25 protein-coding genes are annotated in these 22,326 nt (G+C 63.7%); 15 read left to right on the forward strand and 10 right to left on the reverse strand.

The window, feature by feature from the left end:
• Positions 1–77: 77 nt before the first annotated feature.
• From ABH922_RS09305 to ABH922_RS09315, 3 genes are all read left to right on the forward strand, one after another.
• The gene (locus ABH922_RS09305; RefSeq protein ID WP_424806641.1) at positions 78–1,115 is read left to right on the forward strand and encodes an alpha/beta fold hydrolase; all 1,038 of its coding nucleotides are present in this window, start codon (positions 78–80) and stop codon (positions 1,113–1,115) included.
• 297 nt (positions 1,116–1,412) lie between these two features.
• Positions 1,413–2,918: a protein adenylyltransferase SelO gene (locus ABH922_RS09310; protein ID WP_424806642.1), complete on the forward strand. Its 1,506-nt coding sequence runs from the start codon at positions 1,413–1,415 to the stop codon at positions 2,916–2,918.
• Between the two features lie 178 nt (positions 2,919–3,096).
• Positions 3,097–3,462 carry a hypothetical protein gene (locus tag ABH922_RS09315; RefSeq protein WP_424806643.1) on the forward strand — a complete coding sequence of 122 codons (366 nt, stop codon included), beginning with the start codon at positions 3,097–3,099 and terminating at the stop codon, positions 3,460–3,462.
• A 147-nt stretch (positions 3,463–3,609) separates the two neighbouring features.
• Here the strand turns inward: ABH922_RS09315 and ABH922_RS09320 are convergent, their stop codons facing one another.
• Together ABH922_RS09320 and ABH922_RS09325 are read right to left on the reverse strand one after the other, a co-directional pair.
• Complete coding sequence (locus ABH922_RS09320; RefSeq protein WP_424806644.1) at positions 3,610–3,861, reverse strand: hypothetical protein; 252 nt, start codon at positions 3,859–3,861, stop codon at positions 3,610–3,612.
• A 131-nt stretch (positions 3,862–3,992) separates the two neighbouring features.
• Complete coding sequence (locus tag ABH922_RS09325; RefSeq protein ID WP_424806645.1) at positions 3,993–4,460, reverse strand: MarR family winged helix-turn-helix transcriptional regulator; 468 nt, start codon at positions 4,458–4,460, stop codon at positions 3,993–3,995.
• A 120-nt stretch (positions 4,461–4,580) separates the two neighbouring features.
• Between ABH922_RS09325 and ABH922_RS09330 the strand changes: the two genes are divergently transcribed.
• Complete coding sequence (locus ABH922_RS09330) at positions 4,581–5,321, forward strand: SDR family NAD(P)-dependent oxidoreductase (protein ID WP_424806646.1); 741 nt, start codon at positions 4,581–4,583, stop codon at positions 5,319–5,321.
• A gap of 81 nt (positions 5,322–5,402) precedes the next feature.
• The gene (locus tag ABH922_RS09335; protein ID WP_424806647.1) at positions 5,403–6,128 is read left to right on the forward strand and encodes a LiaF domain-containing protein; all 726 of its coding nucleotides are present in this window, start codon (positions 5,403–5,405) and stop codon (positions 6,126–6,128) included.
• 213 nt (positions 6,129–6,341) lie between these two features.
• Here the strand turns inward: ABH922_RS09335 and ABH922_RS09340 are convergent, their stop codons facing one another.
• Positions 6,342–7,439 (reverse strand): alpha/beta hydrolase, encoded by a 1,098-nt coding sequence (locus ABH922_RS09340; protein WP_424806648.1) that lies wholly within the window; start codon positions 7,437–7,439, stop codon positions 6,342–6,344.
• A 109-nt stretch (positions 7,440–7,548) separates the two neighbouring features.
• Between ABH922_RS09340 and ABH922_RS09345 the strand changes: the two genes are divergently transcribed.
• From ABH922_RS09345 to ABH922_RS09355, 3 genes are read left to right on the forward strand one after another with little or no spacing between them, the layout of a single operon-like run.
• Complete coding sequence (locus ABH922_RS09345) at positions 7,549–8,403, forward strand: tryptophan 2,3-dioxygenase (protein WP_424806649.1); 855 nt, start codon at positions 7,549–7,551, stop codon at positions 8,401–8,403.
• A 38-nt stretch (positions 8,404–8,441) separates the two neighbouring features.
• Positions 8,442–9,677 carry a kynureninase gene (locus ABH922_RS09350; protein ID WP_424806650.1) on the forward strand — a complete coding sequence of 412 codons (1,236 nt, stop codon included), beginning with the start codon at positions 8,442–8,444 and terminating at the stop codon, positions 9,675–9,677.
• Positions 9,678–9,728: 51 nt separating this feature from the next.
• Entirely contained in the window at positions 9,729–10,607 is an 879-nt protein-coding gene (locus ABH922_RS09355) for a PaaX family transcriptional regulator C-terminal domain-containing protein (RefSeq protein ID WP_424806651.1), read from the forward strand.
• Here the strand turns inward: ABH922_RS09355 and ABH922_RS09360 are convergent.
• On the reverse strand, positions 10,573–11,772 hold the full coding sequence (locus ABH922_RS09360) for a GDSL-type esterase/lipase family protein (RefSeq protein ID WP_424806652.1): 1,200 nt from the start codon (positions 11,770–11,772) through the stop codon (positions 10,573–10,575). The genes ABH922_RS09355 and ABH922_RS09360 overlap by 35 nt on opposite strands.
• 143 nt (positions 11,773–11,915) lie before the next feature.
• Here ABH922_RS09360 and ABH922_RS09365 point away from each other — a divergent pair, with 143 nt between their 5' ends.
• Positions 11,916–12,611, forward strand: coding sequence for an alpha/beta fold hydrolase (locus tag ABH922_RS09365; RefSeq protein WP_424806653.1), 696 nt, complete (start codon positions 11,916–11,918; stop codon positions 12,609–12,611).
• Between the two features lie 13 nt (positions 12,612–12,624).
• On the opposite strand, the gene ABH922_RS09370 is transcribed toward ABH922_RS09365, so the two are convergent.
• The 4 genes from ABH922_RS09370 to ABH922_RS09385 all read right to left on the reverse strand — a co-directional run bounded on the left by ABH922_RS09370 (position 12,625) and on the right by ABH922_RS09385 (position 16,627).
• Positions 12,625–13,995 carry a cytochrome P450 gene (locus tag ABH922_RS09370; protein ID WP_424806654.1) on the reverse strand — a complete coding sequence of 457 codons (1,371 nt, stop codon included), beginning with the start codon at positions 13,993–13,995 and terminating at the stop codon, positions 12,625–12,627.
• A gap of 110 nt (positions 13,996–14,105) precedes the next feature.
• Complete coding sequence (locus ABH922_RS09375; protein ID WP_424806655.1) at positions 14,106–14,711, reverse strand: AMIN-like domain-containing (lipo)protein; 606 nt, start codon at positions 14,709–14,711, stop codon at positions 14,106–14,108.
• An 84-nt stretch (positions 14,712–14,795) separates the two neighbouring features.
• Positions 14,796–15,431: a response regulator gene (locus ABH922_RS09380; RefSeq protein WP_424806656.1), complete on the reverse strand. Its 636-nt coding sequence runs from the start codon at positions 15,429–15,431 to the stop codon at positions 14,796–14,798.
• Positions 15,428–16,627 (reverse strand): sensor histidine kinase, encoded by a 1,200-nt coding sequence (locus ABH922_RS09385; RefSeq protein ID WP_424806657.1) that lies wholly within the window; start codon positions 16,625–16,627, stop codon positions 15,428–15,430. The genes ABH922_RS09380 and ABH922_RS09385 overlap by 4 nt, the downstream gene beginning before the upstream one ends.
• 109 nt (positions 16,628–16,736) lie before the next feature.
• Between ABH922_RS09385 and ABH922_RS09390 the strand changes: the two genes are divergently transcribed.
• On the forward strand, positions 16,737–16,910 hold the full coding sequence (locus ABH922_RS09390; RefSeq protein WP_424806658.1) for a hypothetical protein: 174 nt from the start codon (positions 16,737–16,739) through the stop codon (positions 16,908–16,910).
• Positions 16,911–16,914: 4 nt separating this feature from the next.
• Positions 16,915–17,616 carry a GAP family protein gene (locus ABH922_RS09395; protein WP_424806659.1) on the forward strand — a complete coding sequence of 234 codons (702 nt, stop codon included), beginning with the start codon at positions 16,915–16,917 and terminating at the stop codon, positions 17,614–17,616.
• Positions 17,617–17,629: 13 nt separating this feature from the next.
• Here the strand turns inward: ABH922_RS09395 and ABH922_RS09400 are convergent, their stop codons facing one another.
• Together ABH922_RS09400 and ABH922_RS09405 are read right to left on the reverse strand one after the other, a co-directional pair.
• Positions 17,630–18,556 (reverse strand): hypothetical protein, encoded by a 927-nt coding sequence (locus ABH922_RS09400; RefSeq protein ID WP_424806660.1) that lies wholly within the window; start codon positions 18,554–18,556, stop codon positions 17,630–17,632.
• Positions 18,553–18,909, reverse strand: a complete 357-nt coding sequence (locus ABH922_RS09405) for a GntR family transcriptional regulator (RefSeq protein ID WP_424806661.1) — start codon at positions 18,907–18,909, stop codon at positions 18,553–18,555. Before ABH922_RS09405 ends, ABH922_RS09400 begins: the two co-directional genes overlap by 4 nt.
• Before the next feature lie 144 nt (positions 18,910–19,053).
• On the opposite strand from ABH922_RS09405, the gene ABH922_RS09410 reads away from it, so the two are divergent.
• The 4 genes from ABH922_RS09410 to ruvB all read left to right on the forward strand — a co-directional run bounded on the left by ABH922_RS09410 (position 19,054) and on the right by ruvB (position 22,192).
• Positions 19,054–19,806 carry a YebC/PmpR family DNA-binding transcriptional regulator gene (locus tag ABH922_RS09410; protein WP_424806662.1) on the forward strand — a complete coding sequence of 251 codons (753 nt, stop codon included), beginning with the start codon at positions 19,054–19,056 and terminating at the stop codon, positions 19,804–19,806.
• Positions 19,807–19,932: 126 nt separating this feature from the next.
• On the forward strand, positions 19,933–20,502 hold the full coding sequence (gene ruvC, locus ABH922_RS09415; protein ID WP_424806663.1) for a crossover junction endodeoxyribonuclease RuvC: 570 nt from the start codon (positions 19,933–19,935) through the stop codon (positions 20,500–20,502).
• A complete protein-coding gene (ruvA, locus tag ABH922_RS09420; RefSeq protein WP_424806664.1) occupies positions 20,499–21,098 on the forward strand; it encodes a Holliday junction branch migration protein RuvA in 600 nt (199 codons plus the stop codon). Before ruvC ends, ruvA begins: the two co-directional genes overlap by 4 nt.
• Positions 21,095–22,192 (forward strand): Holliday junction branch migration DNA helicase RuvB, encoded by a 1,098-nt coding sequence (gene ruvB, locus ABH922_RS09425; RefSeq protein ID WP_424806665.1) that lies wholly within the window; start codon positions 21,095–21,097, stop codon positions 22,190–22,192. The genes ruvA and ruvB overlap by 4 nt, the downstream gene beginning before the upstream one ends.
• The last annotated feature ends 134 nt before the right edge of the window (positions 22,193–22,326 follow it).

The following is a 22,326-nucleotide window of genomic DNA, read 5'->3' on the forward strand; positions in this document are numbered from 1 at the left end:
CGGTGCTCGGCCGGATAGATTGAGCACATGGGTAATTCAGGGGGCCTTGTGCTGGTACGTTCGGACGGGAATCAGGGATGGTAGCCGAAGTCGACCACACGCCGACGTGGCGGCGGCGGGTACTCCACGCCGTGACGTGGCTGGTCGTCGGCCTGGTTGTGCTGATCGTGACCGGTATCGCGATCTCTGCCGGGTTTCACTGGTGGCAGACCCCGCGCGACAAACGCGCCGTCGAGCAGGCCATCGGCTCCGATCATCGGTACGTCGACGTCGCCGGGCATCGATTGAGTGTGGCGGTCCAAGGTTCAGGTCCTCGAACCGTCGTGCTTTTGCCTGGTTTCGGGACGACCGAGCCGATACTTGACTTTGCGCCGCTGGCGGATCGTCTGGCAGAGCAGAACACCGTGGTCACGGTCGAGTATTTCGGATTGGGGCTCAGTGACGAGACCGATACTCCACGTACCAGCGAGGCTGTCGTCGGCGAAGTCCGTTCTGCGCTTGGCTCTCTGGGTCTCGATGGGCCGTACGTGTTGATGCCCCACTCCATTTCGGGGTTGTACACGATGTGGTGGGTGCAGCATCGTCCGGACGAGATCGCCGCGGTGGTCGGGCTGGACGACGAGCGGTACGCAGGCAGCCAAGTCGAAGACTCTCCTTCCTGGCCGAGTTGGATGTCAGTGGTCACCGCTGTGGGTGGAGTGCGAGATCTGATCAATCTGGACATTCGTACCGACTATCTGGGTCTGGTTGCCGACTACCGGGAGAGCCTCGGCGACGCTGACGAATACACCGCCGAGCAGCAGGATCTGTACATACGCGCGAACTCGTGGGTGCTGAACTCCACGGTGTTACGTGAGGCGGCCGAGGAGTCGAACAACATGCGGGCCGTCGAGCATGCCACGTTCCCGCCGACGATGCCGGCGTTGTCGATCCTGGCATCGACTTCACTGGAGGTGGAACCGGAATGGAAAGAGGTGCACGATGCCGCTGTCACCAATCCGGCTATCCAACAGGTGACGGTGATCGAGGGCCACCACTATCTCTTCCGCGCGCACGCTTCGTCGATGGCCGAGTCGATACAGGGTTTTCTCGACGAGCACGTACCGAGTGGTTGATCCTGACTCGTGATCGTCGTTTTCCAGGTCGGCTCTCTGATCGAAGACCAGACGCGTTCGTCGAGCCCGTGAAGTCGCCCGCATGCTGTGTTGCGCCGCCGCCCGCTCTACGACATGGCCTGGTCTCGGGGACCGGTGACCGGTGACCGGTGACCGGTGACCGCGAGCGGACCCGTGCCGCAGCGATTATTTCGATTCTCGGGTGCAGTTCGGCATAGAACGGAGCGGTCGCACAGCCATCGAACATAATTCGATCGGGCGCGACGAGTGATGTTGCGCGGCCGCTACTCTTGTCTGATGGCTGCACACCACGATTTCACCGCAGGGACGGGTGCCGCATTGGCAGGCCTCGAGAGCACCTTCGCCGACGAGCTGGGCCCGTTGACCGTGCCGTGGCAAGGTGCCGACGCGCCCGACTCTCGATTGCTCGTGGTGAACGAGCAACTCGCAGCGTCGTTGCAGTTGGATGTCGCGGAGTTGCGGGGCGCGGACGGAATAGGTGTCTTGTCTGGATCGACGGCGCCGATCGGTGCCAATCCGGTGGCGATGGCGTACGCGGGCCATCAGTTCGGTTCGTACGCACCGATCCTCGGGGACGGTCGGGCGTTACTGCTCGGTGAACGTGTGAACACCGCCGGCCGACGGGTGGACGTGCATCTCAAAGGCTCTGGGCGCACGCCATTCTCTCGAGGTGGTGACGGCTATGCGGTTGTCGGCCCGATGCTGCGCGAGTATCTGGTCAGTGAAGCGATGCATGCCCTCGGTAACCCGACTACCCGCGCGCTGTCGGTCGTCGCGACGGGCAGGCAGGTTCGCCGCAACGGCGCCGAACCAGGTGCCGTTCTTGCGCGGGTTGCGTCCAGCCACCTACGAGTGGGCACCTTCGAATACGCGGCCAGGCAGGGCGAAATCGTGCAATCGCTCGCCGACTACGCGATCGTCCGTCACTACCCCGAACTTGCCGAACTACCCCGAACGGGGGCGCACAATCGATACCTGGGACTCTTCGAAGCGGTGGTCGAAGTGCAAGCCTCGCTGGTAGCGAGGTGGATGCTCACCGGTTTCGTACACGGGGTGATGAACACCGACAACACGACCATTTCAGGCGAGACCATCGACTACGGCCCGTGTGCTTTCCTCGATGCGTTCGACCCGGCGGCAGTGTTCAGTTCGATCGACCACGGTGGCCGCTACGCGTTCGGAAATCAGCCTGCCGTCATGAAGTGGAATATGGCGCGTTTCGCGGAAACATTGTTGAGGCTGATCGATTCCACACCCGATACTGCGATCACTGCGGTGACAGCAGTTCTCGACACCTTCGACGAGCGATACGCTGGGCACTACGCGGCCGGGATGGGGGCAAAGCTCGGTGTGACAGGCTCAACCGATCGAGCGTTGATCGACGATCTGTTGACGGTATTGGTGGAGCGCCGTGTCGACTGGACGGGCACTTTCCGTGCTCTCGCAGACGAGCTGCGCGGAAATTCGGCACCGCTCGACGCGCTGGTACCTCGGGAGCACATCGGAGCTTGGTTGGAGCGATGGCGTCGTATCTTGGCCGAACAGGGGCGCGGCGAGGTAGTGACCGCAAACGCGATGGACCGCGTCAATCCGCTGTACATTCCGCGCAACCATCAGCTCGATGCTGCGCTGCGGGCCGCGGCCAACCTCGATCTCGCGCCCTTCGAGAAGCTTCTGGAGGTGGTTACGCATCCGTTCGAGCGACGCGACGAATGGATCGACTACACAGTCGCCGCCCCGCAGTCCTTCAGCGAAGAATTTCAAACTTTCTGTGGCACTTGACCTATCGCACAGTTCGGGCCGGTAGTGGAGTCGGTGGCGGATGGAAGATCAGCGGCCACTGCTATCTTTTCGCGCTCGGGCCTCGTCGATGGCGTTCGGTAGCGACGGCGGGTCGGTCATGATGGCCGAATTCCGGGAGGGCGGCGGTCGGGGAGACGACGAACGATAGATTCGGACGATGACGCGAGCGAAACTGCGCAGTTGGGGCCCGGGGCTTGCCGTGGTTCTTGTGCTTCTGATATTGCTCTCCGGCGTGTACATGCGGGCTCGTTATCACTCGTTCAATTGGTTCGAACCGCCACCACGTATCGACGTTGCCGGCCGAACGTACGAACAGCCGCGGCCGTTCACCCGCACTCAGATCCTCGAGGATTCGGTACTCCCGGATGGTCGCGAACGAGTAGGAGTCGCGTTCACCCGGATCGGATGGCTACCGCCCGGGTATTCGATCTATGCGTTCGGCGACAAGGGCGATACCGCTACCCGGGTGTATCTCGGGTGGTGGGGTGGATTCTACGAATACGGGATGCTCGGCGGGCCGTAGTCCGAGTGGGTCCATCGCGGGATTCGGCACCGAGGTCCTCGTACCGGCGGTGCAGAATCGTCGTTCGGCATCGTGAGGTGGCCGAACGCAGTGGTAACCGACAGCATCCGGCCCCGGAATGCGTTGTTGTCGAGGAAGTTCGATACCTCACCTTTCGACGTTCCCTGGGGTCTGTTCACGCTGACCTGCCGGTCGGTACAACTCGGTATCGAACACAGGCTCGCTCGGCGGGTCGGACGTCACGGCCTCGCCGACTCGTGTGACGACTTTGACCGCGTGGGGGTATGGCACGTCGAGTTGCGGGGCAGTGTCTCGGGTGCCGGGTGAGAAGTCGGCGCCGACCACTATCGGTCGCATGACCTCGTGCAATCCCAGATCGGTGTACTGCGTCAGGTGCATGACGGGAATCCGCGTAGTCGGTATTCCCGATGACAATTCGCCTGTGGTGGACCTCGCGGAGCGAAGGATCTTCGTTGAAACGTTTGCCGTGCAAGGGATTCGACGGTGGAGTTGCGAAGTCGATTCCGGTGTCAGCGGTGTTCGACGATCTTGGTCAACAGGCGGCCGAGTTCGACGTTTTCCTCGTCGGTGAGTGGTGCATAGACCTCACGTAACGTGTGTTGGACCGCGCCGTCTGCTTCGCGCAGCCGTTCGGCGCCGGCGGTGGTGATATGCACGGCGTGTGCGCGTCGATCGCCAGGGGTTGCGCGCCGCTCGACGAGCCCGCGCTGTTCGAGGTCGTCGATCTGTCTGCCGACGCCCGAGCGGTCGACGCCGACGCGTTCGACAAGTTCGCGTTGACTCAGTGGTGCGTCCGCGGCGAGATTCAAGAGCAAACTGTACTGCCGTGGTGTGAGGTCGAAAGCAACGAGAGCATCGGCGAAGGATCTATCCGAAATCCGCCAGGCGAGGAACAGGGACATCCCGGTGTGAACGCTGTGTGCCGCCGCGAGGGCTCGCCGGCTGCTTGCGCGTAGTTCGTCGAATTCGGTCGCCACAGGCGAAACTATACGCTCACAATCAATAGTCGCAGTTGGGAGTATCGTATTTGCGATAGTCCTATCTGGGACTAATTTTAGGGCTGCGGAAGTAACCCGACATCGACGAAAGAGGACGACATGGGCAGGCTCGACACCAAGATCGCCGTGGTCACCGGTGGTGCGCTGGGAATGGGGGCGGCACACGTGCGCGCCATGGTGGACGAAGGGGCCCGCGTCGTGGTCGCGGACATTCTCGAAACCGAGGGTCAGGCGCTGGCGTCCGAACTCGGAGACGCTGCTCGCTTCTTCCCCCTCGACGTGACCGATCCCGAGGCGTGGGCGGCCCTGGTATCCGAAACCGAGGCGGCGTGGGGTCCGATCACGGTGCTGGTGAACAATGCCGGTATTGCCGGCCCGTTCCTGCCTGCCGCTGAGCTGTCCATCGCCGACTATCGCCGCACCATCGAAGTCGATCTGAACGGTACCTTCTACGGGATGCATGCGGTGATCCCCGGCATGGTCGCGGCAGGCGGCGGTTCCATCGTCAATATCTCGTCGACGGCGGGATTTCACGGCAAGACGCCGAACGTCGCGTACTCCGCGGCGAAGTTCGGCGTGCGTGGCCTCGCGCATGCGGCGGCCAAGGACTACGCCACCTCGGGTGTTCGGGTCAACAGCGTGGCCCCCGGTATCGTGAGCACCCCGCTGATGGAGGCGACGTGGGACGCGGACGCGCAAGCGCAGGAGCGGTTGCGGGTGCCGATGGACAGGTTCGCCAAGCCGAGCGAGCTCGCTGCAGCAATCGTGTTCCTCGCCTCGGACGAGGCGTCGTACATCACCGGCACGGAACTACTCGTCGACGGCGGCCTGACGGCCTGACGGCCTGACGGCTCGAATGCAAGAACCTCGAGAGTCGGAGGCGCGCTCACCGTCACGGGTGAATCACGCTACGGTGCGTACATGACCGCTGCCGACGACGGTAATGACATCGATGGTCTCCGCGCCGCCGCACAAGCCGGTCTCGAAGCGGCAGTGGGGGAGGGGCGCCTGACTCTCGAGGAGTATTCGGACAAGGTGGCCGAGGTCTGGTCGCCATCTGTGGATGCGGTGCAACTTGCGCAGATCGTGCCGTTCGGCGCAGGTTCACCGGCCACGGTGCCGCCTCCACAATCGACGATCGTCGGCGTTTTCGGCGACGTCAAGCGGTCCGGTCGCTGGTCGTTGGCAGTGAAGACACGCGCCTGGCTGTTGTTCGGAGATTTCACCGTGGACCTGCGCTCGGCGACAGTCGACGCGACCACCTCGACGATCACCGTCGTGTCGATCTTCGGAGACACCAGTCTGGTGGTTCCCGAGGGTGTGTGCGTGGAGCTCGATGGTTTCGATCTTTTCGGGGACCGTGAATTCGACGGCGGTAGAACCGATCCCGGTCCAGGTGCGCCGGTGATCCGCATCGCATCGTACTCGTTGTTCGGGGATGTGAGAGTGCGTACCCGCTGGTCCGGAGCGTCGACACCGAGCCTGGACATGTGTCGTCGACACCGGGCCTGGACATGTGTCGTCGACACCGGGCCTGGACATGTGTCGTCGACGAGGTGCCGCTACCGGTGTCGGCATCGCCGAGTGATCGAGGAACCGACGATCGATACCTGGCGGTCATCGTCGCCACCGTGGAGGCGCTGGTAGGCAAACATATCGACGACGACGGCGGCGGCGCCGTCCCAATTGCTCGGCTGACGCCCGATTCCGTTGCGATGCGGCCCGATCCGACGGGCAACCGCTCGGAAGCGCAACGGGGATCTTCTGCTACCTGTCCCAAGCTGACGGGGCGCCGTCGAATACGAGCGCTGGGCGCCGGAGATCGTGGAAAAGGTCCCGTGGTCGATGTCGCGGAGATTCCTACGTCAAGGCGTCAGTCATCCGATCGATCGTGCGACGCCACAATTCACTGCCGGGGTCTATCACCGCGAAGTGATCGCCGGGGCCCTCGACGATGTCCACGAGATCTGTTGTCGTGGAGGCTGTCTTCGTGTATCGACGGGCGATGTCGCGCAGATCGGACGAGTCGGCAGCTCCGCACACTGTCAACTGCGGGATACCGATCGGCAGTCGCTCGATCGGGGACGAGAGCCGGTACGTCGCCGATTCCGGGCTGTACCGATGGCCGAGCGCCATCGACACCGCACCGTCGCCGAGATGGCGCTCGTCGGCGGTGCGAAGGTCCAGTACACCGGCGAGGCTCACCAGAAGGGACGGTTGGACCACAGCTCCGGACGAGACGGCATCGGCTCCTGCCCGAAACGCAAGTTGCCCGCCTGCTGAATGCCCGAGAACCGCGATGCGGCGAAGGTCGAGCGAGTCCGCCATCGATTCGAGCGCGGCCAGTGACGCTGCCACGTCGTCGGTGGTGGCGTCCCAACCGTACTCGCCGGGACGGCGGTACTCGACGTTCCAGGTGGCGAATCCGCGGGCGGTCAGGTCAACGGCCGCAGCGTCCATCAGATCACGATCCCACCACGGCTTCCAGTAACCGCCGTGGATCAGTACGGCCACCGGGTGCGGTCCCGGCCCGTCGGGAATCCGTAGGTCGATCTGCTGGTCGGAGTGTTCGCCGTACGACCTGACCGTTGCCGGTTTCCGCTGGTTGAAATACCAACTGTCGACGGCGTAGCGCAGGCCGTCGAGGCCTCGTCCACGGATCTGCACACGGACTCCGGCAGTCACGACGCGACGGCGTGCGTCGAGATCGACGCGAACGAATGCGGCATCGACAACGTCCGGAAGTAACGCAGATCCCGGAACCACGATGGTGTCCGGCCGAGCGGAGCGGACTGCAGCCTCGAACTCCCGCGCCGACGCAGTGGAATGTATCTCGACGGCGATGCCGCGGGCGCCGGCCGCTCGCTCGACAGTTTCCGCGGCGGTCTGCAGATCGATGACCGCGTCGGGACCGAGGATCACCGTCGACTGGGTGGAGCCATCTGGCAAGGCATGCATGTGACAATATTCTAGCGTTCGGCACGATTATGCAATACCGTGACGGGGAGGCGACACGACATTCGTTGCTCCGCCTCTCACCTGCCCGCGAAGACGACGAGGACCCGCCATGACGGTCGAAGGTAATACCCGCGCGATCGAGAAACAGATCGTCACTGATTTCAGCGCGAAGATGAGTTACGCGGCGTATCTCGATCTCGATACGCTGCTCAGTGCACAGCATCCGGTCAGCCGGCCGGAGCATCACGACGAGATGTTGTTCATCGTTCAGCATCAGACCACGGAGTTGTGGCTCAAGCTGGTTCTGCACGAGACCCGGGCCGCTCGGGATGCATTCGATCGAGACGAGACCGGTGTGGCGCTCAAATGTATTGCGCGGGTGAAGCATATTCAGAAGACACTCACCGAGCAGTGGTCGGTTCTGGCCACTTTGACACCTACCGAATACTCGCAGTTCCGTGATTCTCTGGGGAATTCGTCGGGTTTCCAGTCGTACCAGTACCGGGCGGTGGAATTTCTGCTCGGGAACAAGAACGCCGGAATGCTGTCGGTGTTCGAGTCGGATCCGGTCGCTCATCGGGAACTCGAGACGTTGTTGCGCGAACCGAGCCTCTACGACGCGTTCTGGCGTCATCTGGCCCGCACAGGGCTCGATGTTCCTGCCTCGACGCTCGATCGTGACGTCAGCGCGGCATACGTGCTCGATCCGAATCTGATCCCGCTGGTGAAGTCGGTGTACGAGCGCGCCGACGAGCACTGGGCGGTGTACGAGGCGTTCGAAGAATTCGTCGACCTGGAGGAGAACTTTCAGTTGTGGCGGTTCCGGCACATGCGCACGGTGCTGCGGACTATCGGGATGAAGACCGGCACCGGTGGTTCGAGTGGTGTCGGGTTCTTGCAACGCGCACTGGATCTGACGTTCTTTCCGGAACTCTTTGCCGTTCGGACCGAGATCGGCCGCTGACGAAAACTGTTTCACACATCTGAACGGGAGAGATGCACATGACCACCACCCCATTGGATTTTGCCGTGCGCGCGGACGAGCTGGATACCGCCGACGTGCTGCGTGAGTATCCGGCCCGTTTTCTGCGTAGCGAAGACCCGAGCATCGTCGCCTATCTCGACGGTAATTCTTTGGGCCGGCCCACTCGTGCCACGGCGGATCGTCTCGCCGCATTCGTCTCCGACGCCTGGGCGGGTCGGCTCATTCGGGGGTGGGACGAACAGTGGTTCGATCTGCCTTTGACTCTCGGTGACCGGCTCGGGGAGTCCGTGCTCGGTGCCGGTCCGGGCCAGTGCACGATCGGCGACTCCACCACTGTGCTGTTGTACAAGCTCGCCACGGGTGCGTTGGCGCTGCGGCCAGGACGAACCGAGATCGTCCTCGACCGCGACAATTTCCCGACCGACCGCTATCTTCTCGAATCCATTGCCGCAGATCGGGGATTGACGCTGCGGTGGATAGATGCGGATTTCCGGGGCGGGGTCACAGCCGAGGACGTGTCGGCGGTGCTGTCCGAACAGACCGCGCTGGTGGTACTCAGTCACGTCGCCTACCGGTCCGGTTACCTGCTCGACATCCCTGAACTGACCGAGATCACACACGACGCCGGGGCATTGCTGCTTCTGGACCTGTGCCACTCGGTCGGTTCGGTGGAGATCGAACTCGACAGGTGGGACGTGGATTTCGCAGTGGGCTGTACGTACAAGTACCTCAACGGCGGGCCGGGTTCACCTGCGTTCGCGTATGTCGCCGCGACTCATCTGGATGATTTCGTTCAGCCCATCTGGGGGTGGATGGGACGCGATGCGCCTTTCGAGATGGCTCAGGGATATGTTCCCGCGCCCGGAATTCGGCGGGTGCTCAGCGGTACACCGGCGATCATCGGAATGATTCCGATCCAGGACACCCTCGATCTGATCGACGAGGTGGGAATGGCGGCGTTGCGGACGAAGTCGTTGGCGCTCACGGAATTTACGCTCGAGTTGGTGCAGGCCTGGCTGGTTCCACTCGGGGTCGAGATTTCTTCACCGCTGGACGCACGTCGTCGTGGTGGGCACGTGACGATCGATCACCCGCAGTTCCGGGAGATCACCGCCCGGTTGTGGGATCGGGGCATCATTCCCGATTTCCGTCGGCCAGACGGCATCCGGCTGGGTTTGAGTCCGCTGAGCACCACCTTTCGCGAGGTGTATGCCGGGGTGTCGGCGATCCGGGCCGAACTTCTCGGTGACTGAGTCGGGTATCGGTTGTTCGGTACGTCGGTGTAGCAGGGAAGGATTGCCGGCATGGACAATGACACGTTCTCCTGCGCGATTGCCGGAGCGGTACTCGACGATCTGGAATCGCGCCCGGGGAGTGTGACCTCGCTCGCGCGCACGGTGCTCGGTGCCTATGTCCGTGACCTCGGCGGGTGGTGTGCGATCGCCGAGTTCGCCGAACTACTGTCGGTTCTCGGAGTCTCGCCGCAGAGCACCCGCACGGCCGTCGCGCGGCTCAAGAGCAAAGGTGTCCTCGACGCCGAGAGTCGTGACGGTCGAAGCGGATACGTGATCACCGATGCAGCAGAAGCGATGTTCTCGCGAGGTGATCCGCGTATCTTCGGATTCCGCCGGATGGAACGAGGGGACTCGTGGCGGTTGATTTCATTCGGCATCCCGGAATCCGAACGGGCAGCGCGCCATCAACTTCGGCGGCGGCTCTCCTCGATCGGAGTGGGGACCGTGTCGGCCGGGCTGTGGATCTGCCCCGACTACTTGTCCGGCGAGGTCAGGGCGATCGTCGCCGCGCTCGATCTCACCGACTACGTGACCTCGTTCCGAGTCGAGGATCTCGACGTCCCCACCACGGTGCGGGACGCGGCCGCACAGTGGTGGGACCTCGACGAGCTTGCGCGGCGGCACCGGGAGTTCCTCGATCACACGAATGAGATTGCGGCTAGGGAGGACACCGTCGGTCGGGATGCGTTCGAGCGTTTCGTCCCGGTGCTGGACGAATGGCGGATCATCCCCTACCTCGATCCGGGTTTGCCCGACGACATGCTGCCGCCGGACTGGCCCGGTGTGGCGAGTGTGGAGTTGTTCGCAGAGATGCGTCGGCGCTGCCTCGAGCCCAGCAAGCTCTGGGCGGCGTCTATCTGCGCGAGTTCGGTAACGGCTCAGCGGTGAATACGCCCGCTGCGTCGAATACTCGTTCGATGAAACGATCGCCGATGAGGCGATGCGTTGCAGCATCCGGGTGGAGCTGATCAGTGAGTGGATGCTCCTCGACATCGGCCTCGCCGTACAGCTCGAGTCCGTCGAGGTAGTGCAGGTTCGGATCGTTCGTCGCTCGCTGCGCAACGATACGAGCCAACTCGTCTCGAATGGTCCGCAGTGTCAGTTTCCCGGCGGCGATCTCGGTGGGATCGCCGGTGGCGACGAACCGCACCTCCCCACGGGCGAGTGCGTCCGTGTCGAAGGCTACCGGTCCGGGAGAGTCCTCGTGAATGGGGCAGTGAACAGGCGAGACTACCAGCAAGGGAACTGTGGGATGGCCGTCACGGACGGTGTCGAGGAACCCGTGAACTGCCGGACCGAACGCGCGCATCCGCATCACATCGGTATTGACCAGATTGATCCCGATCTTGATGCTGATCAGATCCGCCGGCGTGTCACGCAGCGTGCGAGCGGTGAACGGATCGAGTAGTGCGCTCCCGCTGAAACCGAGATTGACCAGTTCCAGGTCTGCGGCCGTGGCCGCGAGCGCCGGCCACGTCGTCGACGGACCGGCGGCATTGGAGCCCTGGCTGATCGAGCTGCCGTGGTGCAGCCACACCCGGCGGCTGTCGCCCGCCGTCGGCTCGACAGCAGCGTCCGAACGCAATTCGACCAGTTCGGTGGTTTCGTTGTGCGGCAACCAGATTTCGACGTGTTTGACCCGGTCGGGTAGGCCGGTGAACCGGACGGTGCTGACAGGTCCGGTTTCCCGGTGTGCCGTACCCGTCGCCATGTCGACGGTCACGACATTGCCGCCCGACGAGGTTGCCTGAGCTGTCAAGGTGTTGTCGACCAGTAGGTCGTACACGCCCTGCGGACGTGGCGGTGCGCCCGTGTAGACGAGTTTGGTGGGTAGCGTGTCGAGTTCGAGGGCTGTGGCACGGGTCCGGAACGACAGTCGCACACCGGACGGTTGCGCTTCCGCTGTCGCGATCTGGCCGTCGACGAATTGCGCGCGAGCGCGGGCGGGGAGTCGGTGCGGCAGGAGGCCGCGATCGGTGCGCTCGAGGTCGAGGGCGCCACGCAGAAGATCCTCGGTGATGGCTGTCGTAATCCAGTTGTCTTGGAAATTCATGGGTTTCGCCTGTACGTAGTTGGTGGATCGAGCCGACGCTTCGGCCGACAGTGCTTTGCTATCACTTATTGTATATTGCCTATACAGCTTAGGTAAGTGGGCATTCTCGGCGCCCTCGACTCGACGTGGTTAGGGTTGGCCCCATGGAGCAGCGGTCCGTGAACGCCTCCGGCGACGTTCGGCTTCACGTCGGCGTGAGTGGCTCGGGTCCCGACGTTCTGGTTCTGTCCGGCGTTCCGGGATGCGTCCACTACCTCGCGCAGGACGGATTGGTTCCAGACGACATGCGGGCGTGGTGCCCGGAACCACGAGGCGTCGGCCGGTCGGACGGCGGGGCCCACACGATGGCGCAGGCAGTGGAGGATCTCGAACGTATCCGATGCTCGGCGTCGATCGACTGCTGGACGGTACTCGGTCATTCGTGGGGATCCGACCTCGCGGTGCGTTACGCACTCGACCACCCGGAAGCGGTTACCAGTGTTGTCGGTGTGGCGGGGCACGGTCTGCACAAGGACCGATCGTGGTCGCAGCGGTACACATCGAGGACCGAACCTGATCCCGAGATTCCACGGGAACCCGTTGTGTGGCAATCTCTTCAAGAGTCTATTCTCGAATGGATTCACGAACCGCGACTTTTCCGGCAACTGGCAGACTCTCCGGTGCCGATGAAATTCCTCGCGGCGGGAGACGACATTCGCCCCGCGTGGCCGCTGCGGCAACTCGCGGAACTTGTGCCCCGCGGCAGCTTCGAAGTCGTCGAACACGTTCCACACAACTTCTGGCACTCGCATCCGGACACGTGGAAGCGGGTGGTCACCGCGGCATGTCTGCCCGAGTGAGAGTCGCCCCCGGCTATCTTCGCCGGACTGTCACTGCGAATCCCTGTGGCCGCATGGTGAGTTGTTCGCGAACGTCGAGTCGGTACGACGGATCCGCGTCGAACTCGTACCGGTGGAGAACGACGGCAAGAGCCATGAGCATCTCGTGGTAGGCGAACTGCCGTCCGATGCAGGCCCTCGGACCGGTGCCGAACGGCTTGTACGCGGAACCGGGCCGTTCCTTGACGTGCCGGGGTAGGAAGCGGTCGGGGCGGAACAGGTCTGCGTCCTCACCCCACACACTTGTGTCGCGGTGAACCTGCTGTAGCACGACCATTGCCCAATCGCCCTTCTTGAAGGCGTACTTTCCGGCCAACAACGTGTCCTGTTTCGCTTCACGGAAGTATCCGGGTGCTGTCGGCCACAGGCGCAGCGTCTCGTCGAGAACTCGGCGGACGGCGCGAAGCTTCGCGACCTGTTCGAATTCGACGGCTGGAACCTCGCGGCCCGGCCACATGGCATCGACCTCGGACCGCGCCTTCGCCGCTTCTTCCGGGTTCTGGGACAGCAGCCACAGCGCGAAGGAAAGTGCACCTGCCGATGTTTCATGACCGGCCACGAGAAAGGTCAGGATCTGGCGGCGAATGTTCACCGGGTCCAGCGACGTACCGGTCTCCGGGTCCACGCCGTCGAGCATGAGGGCCAGCAGATCGCCGCGCTCCGGAGCCTGGACGCGTCGATCCGCGATGACTCGATCCACCACCGAATTCAGGTATTCGACGTCAGCGGCCTGCCTGCGCCGTCGACTGCGGTTGAACTGCGGCCTACCGGGTATCGGAAGTCCGGTCCGCTGAATGTAATCGAGCGCTCCGAGCATTGCAGTGACGAAAGGATCTTCCTCGTCACGATCGTAGGAGCCGAAGCGATAACCGAAGCCGGCCCGTCCGATCGTCTCGAGTGTCAGTTTGCTCATTTCGCCGGACACGTCCAGGGGTGCGTCGGCGTCGTCCCAGGACGAGACCATCTCGTTCAGTACCTCGACCATCGTGTCGTGATAGCTGCGCATCGCCTTCTGAGTGAAGCCGGGCATGAGGATCGCGTGAGCTTTCGCCCAGTTCGGCTCGTCGTTCTCGGCCGTGAAAAGTCCGTCGCCCGACACCGGCCGGAGACGTCGGAGCGGCCGCGCAAGATGTTTCTGCCAACGAGTCTCGTCGTTGAGTTCCTCGGCCAGGTCCACGCCGCCGACGAATGTCAACCGCATTGCCAGAATACGACGCTGGTAGATCGGGCCGAGCGAATCGAGAATCCGAGCCGTGTTCTGCATCGGCCTGACGGGATCGAGCCCGATGACGTCACCGAGAATCGGAACCCGGCGTGGGGGATGAGGTGGAACAACGGTACTCACGGTATGCGTCTCCTCCTGGCCTGCACGTCGTCCGGCGAACGGGGAAAGCCTACTGATCGAGTCGCGCCTGCGCTCGGTGAGTCAGGTGCCGGGATACCGGCAGGGGACGGTCAGGACGCAACGGTCACCGTGATCGTCGGGCGCTCGGACGACGACTCGACAGTGACCGTGGGACTGCCGCTTCGGGTGCCGATGAAAGTCTGCGCGATCGCGCTGCGGCTCGGACAGCTGACAAGCGCGACAACTGCCGACGTATCGCGTGTAGTCGACTGCTTCAGTGGCAGTTCGTGATTCGACTCGACCCCGGTCAGGTCCATCTGCACGACACACGAACCCGAAATCTGAATCGGCGCGTCGGTGCCGTATCGAAGCGGCGTCTGTACGAATCGGGCGGACCAGCCCACTGATCCGCTGCCGTCGAGGTTGAAGACGACGGTGTCGCCCGTGTCGGTCTGCCCGAAGTTCACGGAGTTCAGCGACGGGAGCGGCGGGGTGGGAGGCGGTCCCTGTTCGGGCTGGTTCGGCGCGAGTGACGGTGTGGTGGGCTGGGCCGCGACATCACCGAAGCTCACGTTCCCTGACAACGACTCGAACTGCCTGCACGCCGGACCGGCGGCATCGGCGTCTCGGGTGTGCGCGCCACACGCCGCGGCGAGGATCACCACCGGAACGACGACCGTGAGTGTGGCGAATGTGCCCAGCCGGGATGTGGTCACGAATCCGCCCCTTCGTCGGCCATCGTCGAATTCTATTCCGAATCTTCACGTTTGACGGTGTTTTCGCCGGTCACACGTCTGGTTTCACAGGCCGAGTTCATGAGCGAGGATCGCTGCCTGTACCCGCGAGGTCAGGTTCAGCTTCGAGAGCACCCGCGACACGTGCGTCTTCACCGTCGGCGCACTCACCCCGAGTCGGTGAGCGAGCTCCGCGTTGGACATACCGGTGCCGAGTAGTGCCAGGACTTGCCGTTCTCGACCCGTGAGTTCACCCAAGCCCGCCGGAACAACCGAAGTGGGGGCACTTCGGACGAATTCGCCGATCAACGTCCTCGCGGCCTGCGGTGCGAGCACGCCGTCGCCCGCCGCGACGCTGCGGACGGCGTGAGTCAACTCGTCCGCAGAGGCGGTCTTGAGCAGGAACCCCGACGCTCCCGCTCGGAGCGCCCCGAAGACGTACTCGTCGAGGTCGAACGTCGTCAGGATCAGAACGTTGCTACGCGTCGAACCGGTGATCTGCCGGGTTGCCTCGATCCCGTCGACTCCGGGCAGGCGAATGTCCATCAGGACTACGTCCGGTTGATGGGTTCGCACGACCGTCACCGCCGACGCGCCGTTGCCGGCTTCGGCGACCACTTCCATGTCCTCCTCGCGGCTGAGGATCATCGACAAACCGAGCCGGATCGCGGCATGGTCGTCGATCAGTGCCACCGTGATCATGATGTGCGTCCTCCTGGGGCTCGGACCGGTAGAGATGCGCGAACCACCCACGTTCCGCCGTCTGCACGTGCGTCGAGAAATCCGCCGAGTAGTTCCGCTCGGTGGCGCATGTTGGCCAAGCCGTGTCGCAGGGTCGACGAATCCGGATTGTGGGTGACCGCCGGGTTCGACATCTCGACACGGACCGTGTCGCCGCCGAGTTCGATTGTCAAGGTGATCGGGGCGCTCGGAGCGTGTGTGAGAGCGTTGGCCAGTGCCTCCTGGATGATGCGGTAGACAGTGTGATCGACGATGCTCGGTATCTCGCCGACGTCGATGCGCGCATCCACCTCGCTTCCCGCAGCTCGTGCCGCGTCGATCAGGACGGGAAGGTGAGCCAGTCGTGGGGGAGCGGCCCGAGAATCGGGATCGGAGCCGGGATCGGCAGCATGCAAGAGTTCGATCATCGAACGCATCTCGGAAAGTCCTGCGACACTGCTGGATCGGATCGACGTCAGGATCAGGCGCAGTTTCTCGTCGGCGCGACCTGCCGGCGATGTCAGAGCGGCTTCGGAGTGGATCGCTATCGCGGACAGATGACTGGCGATCACATCGTGCAGATCGCGGGCCATCGTCGTGCGTTCGTGTGCGATTGCGGCGTCGCGGTCCAGGGCGGCCAATGCTTCACGGATACGCGATTTCTCACGTTCGGCCTCGGTGATCTCACGTTGTCGGCGGATGGTCAGCGCCCACCACATCGGAGTTCCGAAGAACAACGCGGACACCAATGCGACCGCAGCGGCGGTGCCGACGTCGGCAGTTGTGACGTACACCGCTCCGGTCAGCACCGTCAAAGCGCCTGAGGTGGCGGCGAACACCATCCGGCTCAGTCTGCCGCTACCGTATCGAATCGCGGCATAGACGATGTCGGAGAAGACGAGCCACATCGGCAGAGTGGGGCCGAGGGCCGTGTCGACCGCGAGAAGGACCGAGCCGGCGGCGAATGCAGTCGCCGAATGCTTCCGCCGTAGCGACGTGATCGCACACACTACGGCGAGAAGTGCGACACGGGCTGTCAGCGGAACGTCGGCTACGCCGGTGACGTCGGTCCACATACGGCCGAGCCCGGCCAGATAGAGAGTCACCCCGGCCGCGAACAGCCCGAGAGCGATCAGCAGATCACCCCATTTGACGATATGCGGGCTCGACGTCGACACGAAGTCCATCTCAACACACACCGACATCCGACTCGTCATCCGAAATGATGACGCAACGCCGATCCCGACGGCCGATGTGCGGGGCCTTCCCACACCACACGCTTGACGGATGAAACTACGCATCGAGGTGGCTGTCGGGATTCTGTTGGTTCTCGGAGGTGGTGGACTGTGCCTTTTTGCGCGCGACGCCGAGTTCTTCTGGTTCAGCGGTGGACCGCTCGGAGCGGTGCTCGTGATCGTCGGCGTATACGACTTGGTCAACGCGGCGCGCGGCCAGGACTGACTCGATGGACACCGCTCTACTCGCTCCGCTGGTCGCGCTTGCCCTCGTCGACAGCACGAGTATCGGGACCCTGGTCGTTCCGGTGTGGATGATGCTCGTTCCCGGACGGCCTCCGGTTCGTCGGTTGTTGCTCTACCTCGGGGTGCTCGGCACGTTCTATCTGATCCTGGGACTGGTTCTCCTCGCTCTGACGCGAGGTGTCCGGGTAGCGGCAGTCGACGTACTGGACCGTCCCGGCGTGCAGGTGGGCCAACTGGTTCTGGGAGTTGCGCTGTTCGCGTGGAGTTTCCGATTCGATTCCGCGAAGCGGAGAGAAGCCGGCGTCCCCGATCGACTTCGGCAGTGGCGCGGTCGGGTATCGGATCCGAACGGGTCGTCGCCCGCGGTGGCCGGACTGGCCGTCGCGGCCGGTGTCGCCGAAGTGGTGACGATGCTGCCGTATCTGGCTGCGATCGCGATGGTCGCCGCCGCCGAGCCGTCGATCGCCGTGTCGATTGTTCTGCTGGCGGGATACTGCCTGGTGATGGTGCTGCCGGCGATAGTGCTGCTGCAGATCCGGCTCGTTGCAGGGGCGCGCCTCACCAAGCCCCTGGCTCAGCTCGACAGCTTTGTGTCCGAGCACGGCGACACGGCGATCGGATGGACGTTCGGTCTCGTCGGTTTCTATCTCGCGGCCGATGCCGCATCCGCCCTGTTCGTGCGGTGAGTGATCGACATTGTCAGGAGGTGCGCGCCTGGATCAGTGAGTTGATCAGCCGGACACCGCCTTCCGGGTTGTCGACCGTGACGGCGAACTGTCGACCGTTCTCCAAGATCAGGACGATCGCGGCGCCCGATCGCAGGACGACGGCGGTTCCCTTGGAGCTGAGCCGGTATCCCCAGCCGCCCCAGTCGCTCGGACGGATGTCGTCCATCGACGCGGACCGGATCCGGGCGACGGGAATCTTCTTCCACCGCACGCCCCAGGAACTGATGGTCACACCCTGGCGGTTCACCCGGACGGTGACCGAGGCGAATGCCGTGGTGACGATCGTGGTCAGCCCCATGATCGCAGCTACCCACCACTGCGAATAGACGGCAGTCGCGACGGCGAGTCCGGTCATGGCGACGGCAATGAGCCACGGCCAGACGCTGCGAGCCTGTCCGATCCAGACGGCGCGCTCCGTTGCGGCGAGCGGGGTGTCCAACGTCGGAGTGGGAAGTGGCGAGTCCCCTTCGGCGCGTTGCCGATCGATCAACAGATAGGCGGCGATGCCGACGGCCATCGCGGCGATCGGTGCGATGATCCACCATCCCAGCCGCGCGTCCTGTGCGGATCCGGCGTCGAGGGTCAATGCGACGCTCAGAATCCAGATGGTGGCAAACGTGGCGCTGGTGATCGAGGTCAGCGCGAGGAACAGCGGTGCGTTGTCACTCTGCCTGATAGCCACGGTGATCGCGATCGCGACGGCGATGACCGAGAGTGTCAACGACCACGCGAAAAACGTTGAGGTTGTGCTGAATCCGTCGGGAGTCGACCCGGACCAATGGCTGGCGACGGTCTCGGGGAGATTGTCGCCCCACGCCAGGCGGGCGATGATCAGTGCAACGGTCGGAACGAGTGTCAACGAGGCTGAAGTCCACAACCGGACCTTGCTGGTGGTCATCGTGAGTTGATCTCCTTGATGAAGTCGAGCATCTGGGTGGTGTCGAGGCCGATGGCACGCGCTTGCCGCACGAATTCGCGTGCCGACTCGTCGAGAGCGGCCCGGCCGGAGTCGAATTCGGCACGAAGGACGGCGCCACGACCGCGTCGTAGATCGATGAGTCCGTCGTCACGCAATGCGGCGTAGGCGCGAAGCACGGTGTGCAGGTTGACGTCGATCGACTCGGCCAGCGCGCGGGCCGACGGCAGACGGTCGCCGGGCCCGATCTCGCCTCGGATCACGGAGCCGCGAACCCCGGCCGCGATCTGATCGGCGAGCGGGGTCGTGGAGGCGTGATCGATTCGAATGAGCATTGTTTGCATTCTATGCAAACAATGCGCGATTTTGTCAATTTTCGCGGGGGATGCAGCGAACCGCGACGTGGGGCGGGTAACATCGGCAGAGCTGAAACCGCGCATTCGGCGTGCGCAACACAGCAGGAAAGGGGCTTGAATCGCATGAGCGGCCACTCAAAATGGGCCACCACCAAGCACAAGAAGGCTGTGATCGACGCACGTCGTGGCAAGTCCTTCGCGAAGCTGATCAAGAACATCGAGGTGGCGGCACGAACCGGCGGTGGCGATCCCACGGGCAACCCCACCTTGTTCGACGCCATTCAGAAGGCGAAGAAGACGTCGGTCCCCAACGACAACATCGAGCGCGCGCGCAAGCGTGGTGCCGGTGAAGAAGCCGGCGGAGCCGACTGGCAGACCATCATGTACGAGGGGTACGGACCCAACGGGGTGGCTGTCCTGATCGAATGCCTCACCGACAACCGCAATCGTGCAGCCGGTGAAGTGCGTACGGCGATGACGCGCAACGGTGGCAACCTTGCCGATCCGGGTTCGGTCTCGTACCTGTTCGCCCGCAAGGGCGTCGTGACGCTCGAGAAGAACGGCCAGTCCGAGGACGACGTTCTGACGGCTGTGCTCGACGCCGGGGCCGAAGAGGTGACCGATCTCGGTGAAAGCTTCGAAATCGTCAGTGAGCCACAGGATTTGGTGGCAGTACGCTCCGCGCTGCAGGAAGCGGGCATCGACTACGATTCCGCCGATGCCGACTTCCGGGCGTCCGTCGAGGTTCCGCTCGACGTCGACGGGGCACGCAAGATCTTCAAGCTCGTGGACGCTCTCGAAGATTCGGACGACGTGCAGAACGTCTACACGAACATCGATCTGTCCGACGAGGTCCTCGCGGCCCTCGACGACTGACCGATCCGATCATCGACCCGGCCGTGACGGTGTCCGTCGCGGCCGGGTCGCGTGTTGATACGCCGAGGTGCACTCCGGCACCGCTAAGCTATCGAACAGTTGTTCGGTGTGGAGAGGTGTGATGGAGTGCGGGTGCTCGGAGTGGATCCAGGCTTGACCCGGTGCGGGTTGGGCGTGGTCGACGGCAGCCAGGGGCGGACAGTACGTCCGATCGCGGTCGACGTCGTCAGAACACCCGCCGACATGGAACTCGGTTCGCGTCTTCTCCGGATTTCCGACGCCGCCGAGTTGTGGATCGACGAGTACAAGCCGGAGGTCGTGGCCATCGAGCGGGTGTTCGCCCAGCACAACGTCAGTACGGCGATGGGTACGGCTCAGGCCGGCGGCGTGGTCGCTCTCGCTGCTGCCCGGCGCGGCATTCCCGTCTGCTTCCACACCCCCAGTGAAGTGAAAGCCGCCGTCACCGGAAGCGGTAACGCGGACAAGGCGCAGGTGACCGCGATGGTCACTCGGATTCTCCGCCTCAAGACAGCGCCCAAACCAGCTGACGCCGCCGACGCTCTCGCACTGGCGATCTGCCATTGCTGGCGTGCCCCGATGATCGAACGGATGGCCCGCGCCGAAGCGATGGCCGCCGAACAAATGCGCAAATACCAGGCAAAACTGGCTGAGACGAAGAAGGCAGGTACGCGATGATCGCGTCGGTACGCGGCGAGGTGATCGAGATTGCTCTCGACCACGCAGTCATCGAGGCTGCAGGGGTGGGTTACCGGGTCAATGCAACTCCGGCCACCCTCGGCGCGCTGCACCGAGGAAACGAAGCGCGACTGTTCACGACGATGATCGTGCGCGAAGACTCCATGACCCTGTACGGATTCTCCGACACCGAGTCCAAAGATCTGTTCAGCCTTCTGCAGACGGTCTCGGGAGTGGGGCCACGACTGGCGATGGCCACCTTGGCCGTTCTCGAGCCCGACGCTCTGCGGCGTGCCCTGTCCGAGGGCAATCTGACGGCGCTGACCCGCGTTCCCGGAATCGGCAAACGGGGCGCCGAGCGCATGGTCGTGGAATTGCGGGACAAGGTGGACTCCGTACCCGCTTCGGGTGGCGCAGCTCCCGGTCACATCGCAGGCAGCCCGATCCGAGACCAGATCGTCGAAGCACTCGAAGGTCTCGGGTTCCCGCTCAAGCAGGCCGAGCAGGCCACGGACACAGTGTTGGCCGAATCGCCCGAGGCGACTACGTCGGTGGCCTTGCGGTCGGCACTGGCACTTCTCGGTAAGACCCGATGAACTTCGATCCGGGCGAAGACTTCGAGGACGAATCGCCGGTCAGTGCGGAACTGGTGTCCGGGGACGGGGAGGTCGAGGCAAGCCTGCGGCCCAAGAGTCTGGACGACTTCATCGGGCAGCCGCGAGTTCGTGAGCAACTACAGCTCGTCTTGACCGGCGCGAAGATGCGGGGTAGCACCCCGGACCATATTCTGCTGTCCGGTCCACCCGGCCTCGGTAAGACGTCGATGGCGATGATCATCGCCGGCGAGCTCGGCTCGTCACTGCGATTGACGTCCGGACCGGCCCTCGAACGTGCCGGTGATCTGGCGGCCATGCTCAGTAACCTCGCCGAAGGCGATGTCCTGTTCATCGACGAGATACACCGCATCGCCCGTCCGGCCGAGGAAATGCTCTATCTGGCGATGGAAGACTTCCGAGTCGACGTCGTCGTCGGAAAGGGCCCGGGCGCAACGTCCATTCCACTCGAAGTGGCACCTTTCACCTTGGTCGGTGCAACCACCAGGTCGGGCGCACTGACCGGTCCGCTTCGCGACCGATTCGGTTTCACCGCGCACATGGATTTCTACGAGCCCGACGAACTGCAACAGATCCTCATGCGGTCGGCCGGAATCCTGGGCGTCGACATCGACGTGGTTGCGGGCGCGGAGATCGCGCGACGCTCCCGCGGCACGCCACGTATTGCGAACAGATTGCTGCGCCGTGTGCGCGACTTCGCCGAGGTTCGCGCCGACGGAGTTGTGACGGTCGAGGTCGCCCAGGCAGCGCTGGCCGTCTACGACGTCGATCAACTCGGGCTGGACCGATTGGATCGGTCCGTGTTGTCGGCACTGGTGCGCTCCTTCGGCGGCGGCCCGGTCGGAGTGTCGACGTTGGCCGTCGCCGTAGGCGAGGAGCCCGCGACGGTGGAAGAAGTATGCGAACCGTTCCTGGTGCGGGCGGGCATGATCGCGCGAACTCCCCGCGGGCGGGTGGCCACGGCTGCGGCATGGACGCAGCTCGGTATGACACCGCCACCCGATGCAGCCGCCGGTGGTATCGAAGTTCGGGTCAACGAACCGCAGGCGACACTCTTCGACTCCGACGACGGGTGATCCGTGGCGCCTGCGACCGGTCTCTGCGGAGGATCTGTCGGGAATCCGGACGAAGTAATGGCACACTGGTCTATTGCGTAGGTCCAACCGGGACCGACGTGGCGAAAAACGTGCAACAAAACCGAGGTTGATCA

It is taken from the genome of Rhodococcus sp. 27YEA15 (genome assembly GCF_049739425.1).
In the GTDB taxonomy this organism is placed as follows: domain Bacteria; phylum Actinomycetota; class Actinomycetes; order Mycobacteriales; family Mycobacteriaceae; genus Rhodococcus_F.

Coding starts and splice junctions, on each gene's coding strand:
- ABH922_RS09305 (WP_424806641.1), top strand. CDS start 78: ATGGTAGCCGAAGTCGACCACACGCCGACGTGGCGGCGGCGGGTACTC.
- ABH922_RS09310 (WP_424806642.1), top strand. CDS start 1,413: ATGGCTGCACACCACGATTTCACCGCAGGGACGGGTGCCGCATTGGCA.
- ABH922_RS09315 (WP_424806643.1), top strand. CDS start 3,097: ATGACGCGAGCGAAACTGCGCAGTTGGGGCCCGGGGCTTGCCGTGGTT.
- ABH922_RS09320 (WP_424806644.1), bottom strand. CDS start 3,861: ATGCACCTGACGCAGTACACCGATCTGGGATTGCACGAGGTCATGCGA.
- ABH922_RS09330 (WP_424806646.1), top strand. CDS start 4,581: ATGGGCAGGCTCGACACCAAGATCGCCGTGGTCACCGGTGGTGCGCTG.
- ABH922_RS09335 (WP_424806647.1), top strand. CDS start 5,403: ATGACCGCTGCCGACGACGGTAATGACATCGATGGTCTCCGCGCCGCC.
- ABH922_RS09340 (WP_424806648.1), bottom strand. CDS start 7,439: ATGCATGCCTTGCCAGATGGCTCCACCCAGTCGACGGTGATCCTCGGT.
- ABH922_RS09345 (WP_424806649.1), top strand. CDS start 7,549: ATGACGGTCGAAGGTAATACCCGCGCGATCGAGAAACAGATCGTCACT.
- ABH922_RS09350 (WP_424806650.1), top strand. CDS start 8,442: ATGACCACCACCCCATTGGATTTTGCCGTGCGCGCGGACGAGCTGGAT.
- ABH922_RS09355 (WP_424806651.1), top strand. CDS start 9,729: ATGGACAATGACACGTTCTCCTGCGCGATTGCCGGAGCGGTACTCGAC.
- ABH922_RS09360 (WP_424806652.1), bottom strand. CDS start 11,772: ATGAATTTCCAAGACAACTGGATTACGACAGCCATCACCGAGGATCTT.
- ABH922_RS09365 (WP_424806653.1), top strand. CDS start 11,916: ATGGAGCAGCGGTCCGTGAACGCCTCCGGCGACGTTCGGCTTCACGTC.
- ABH922_RS09380 (WP_424806656.1), bottom strand. CDS start 15,431: ATGATCACGGTGGCACTGATCGACGACCATGCCGCGATCCGGCTCGGT.
- ABH922_RS09390 (WP_424806658.1), top strand. CDS start 16,737: ATGAAACTACGCATCGAGGTGGCTGTCGGGATTCTGTTGGTTCTCGGA.
- ABH922_RS09395 (WP_424806659.1), top strand. CDS start 16,915: ATGGACACCGCTCTACTCGCTCCGCTGGTCGCGCTTGCCCTCGTCGAC.
- ABH922_RS09400 (WP_424806660.1), bottom strand. CDS start 18,556: ATGACCACCAGCAAGGTCCGGTTGTGGACTTCAGCCTCGTTGACACTC.
- ABH922_RS09405 (WP_424806661.1), bottom strand. CDS start 18,909: ATGCTCATTCGAATCGATCACGCCTCCACGACCCCGCTCGCCGATCAG.
- ABH922_RS09410 (WP_424806662.1), top strand. CDS start 19,054: ATGAGCGGCCACTCAAAATGGGCCACCACCAAGCACAAGAAGGCTGTG.
- ruvA (WP_424806664.1), top strand. CDS start 20,499: ATGATCGCGTCGGTACGCGGCGAGGTGATCGAGATTGCTCTCGACCAC.
- ruvB (WP_424806665.1), top strand. CDS start 21,095: ATGAACTTCGATCCGGGCGAAGACTTCGAGGACGAATCGCCGGTCAGT.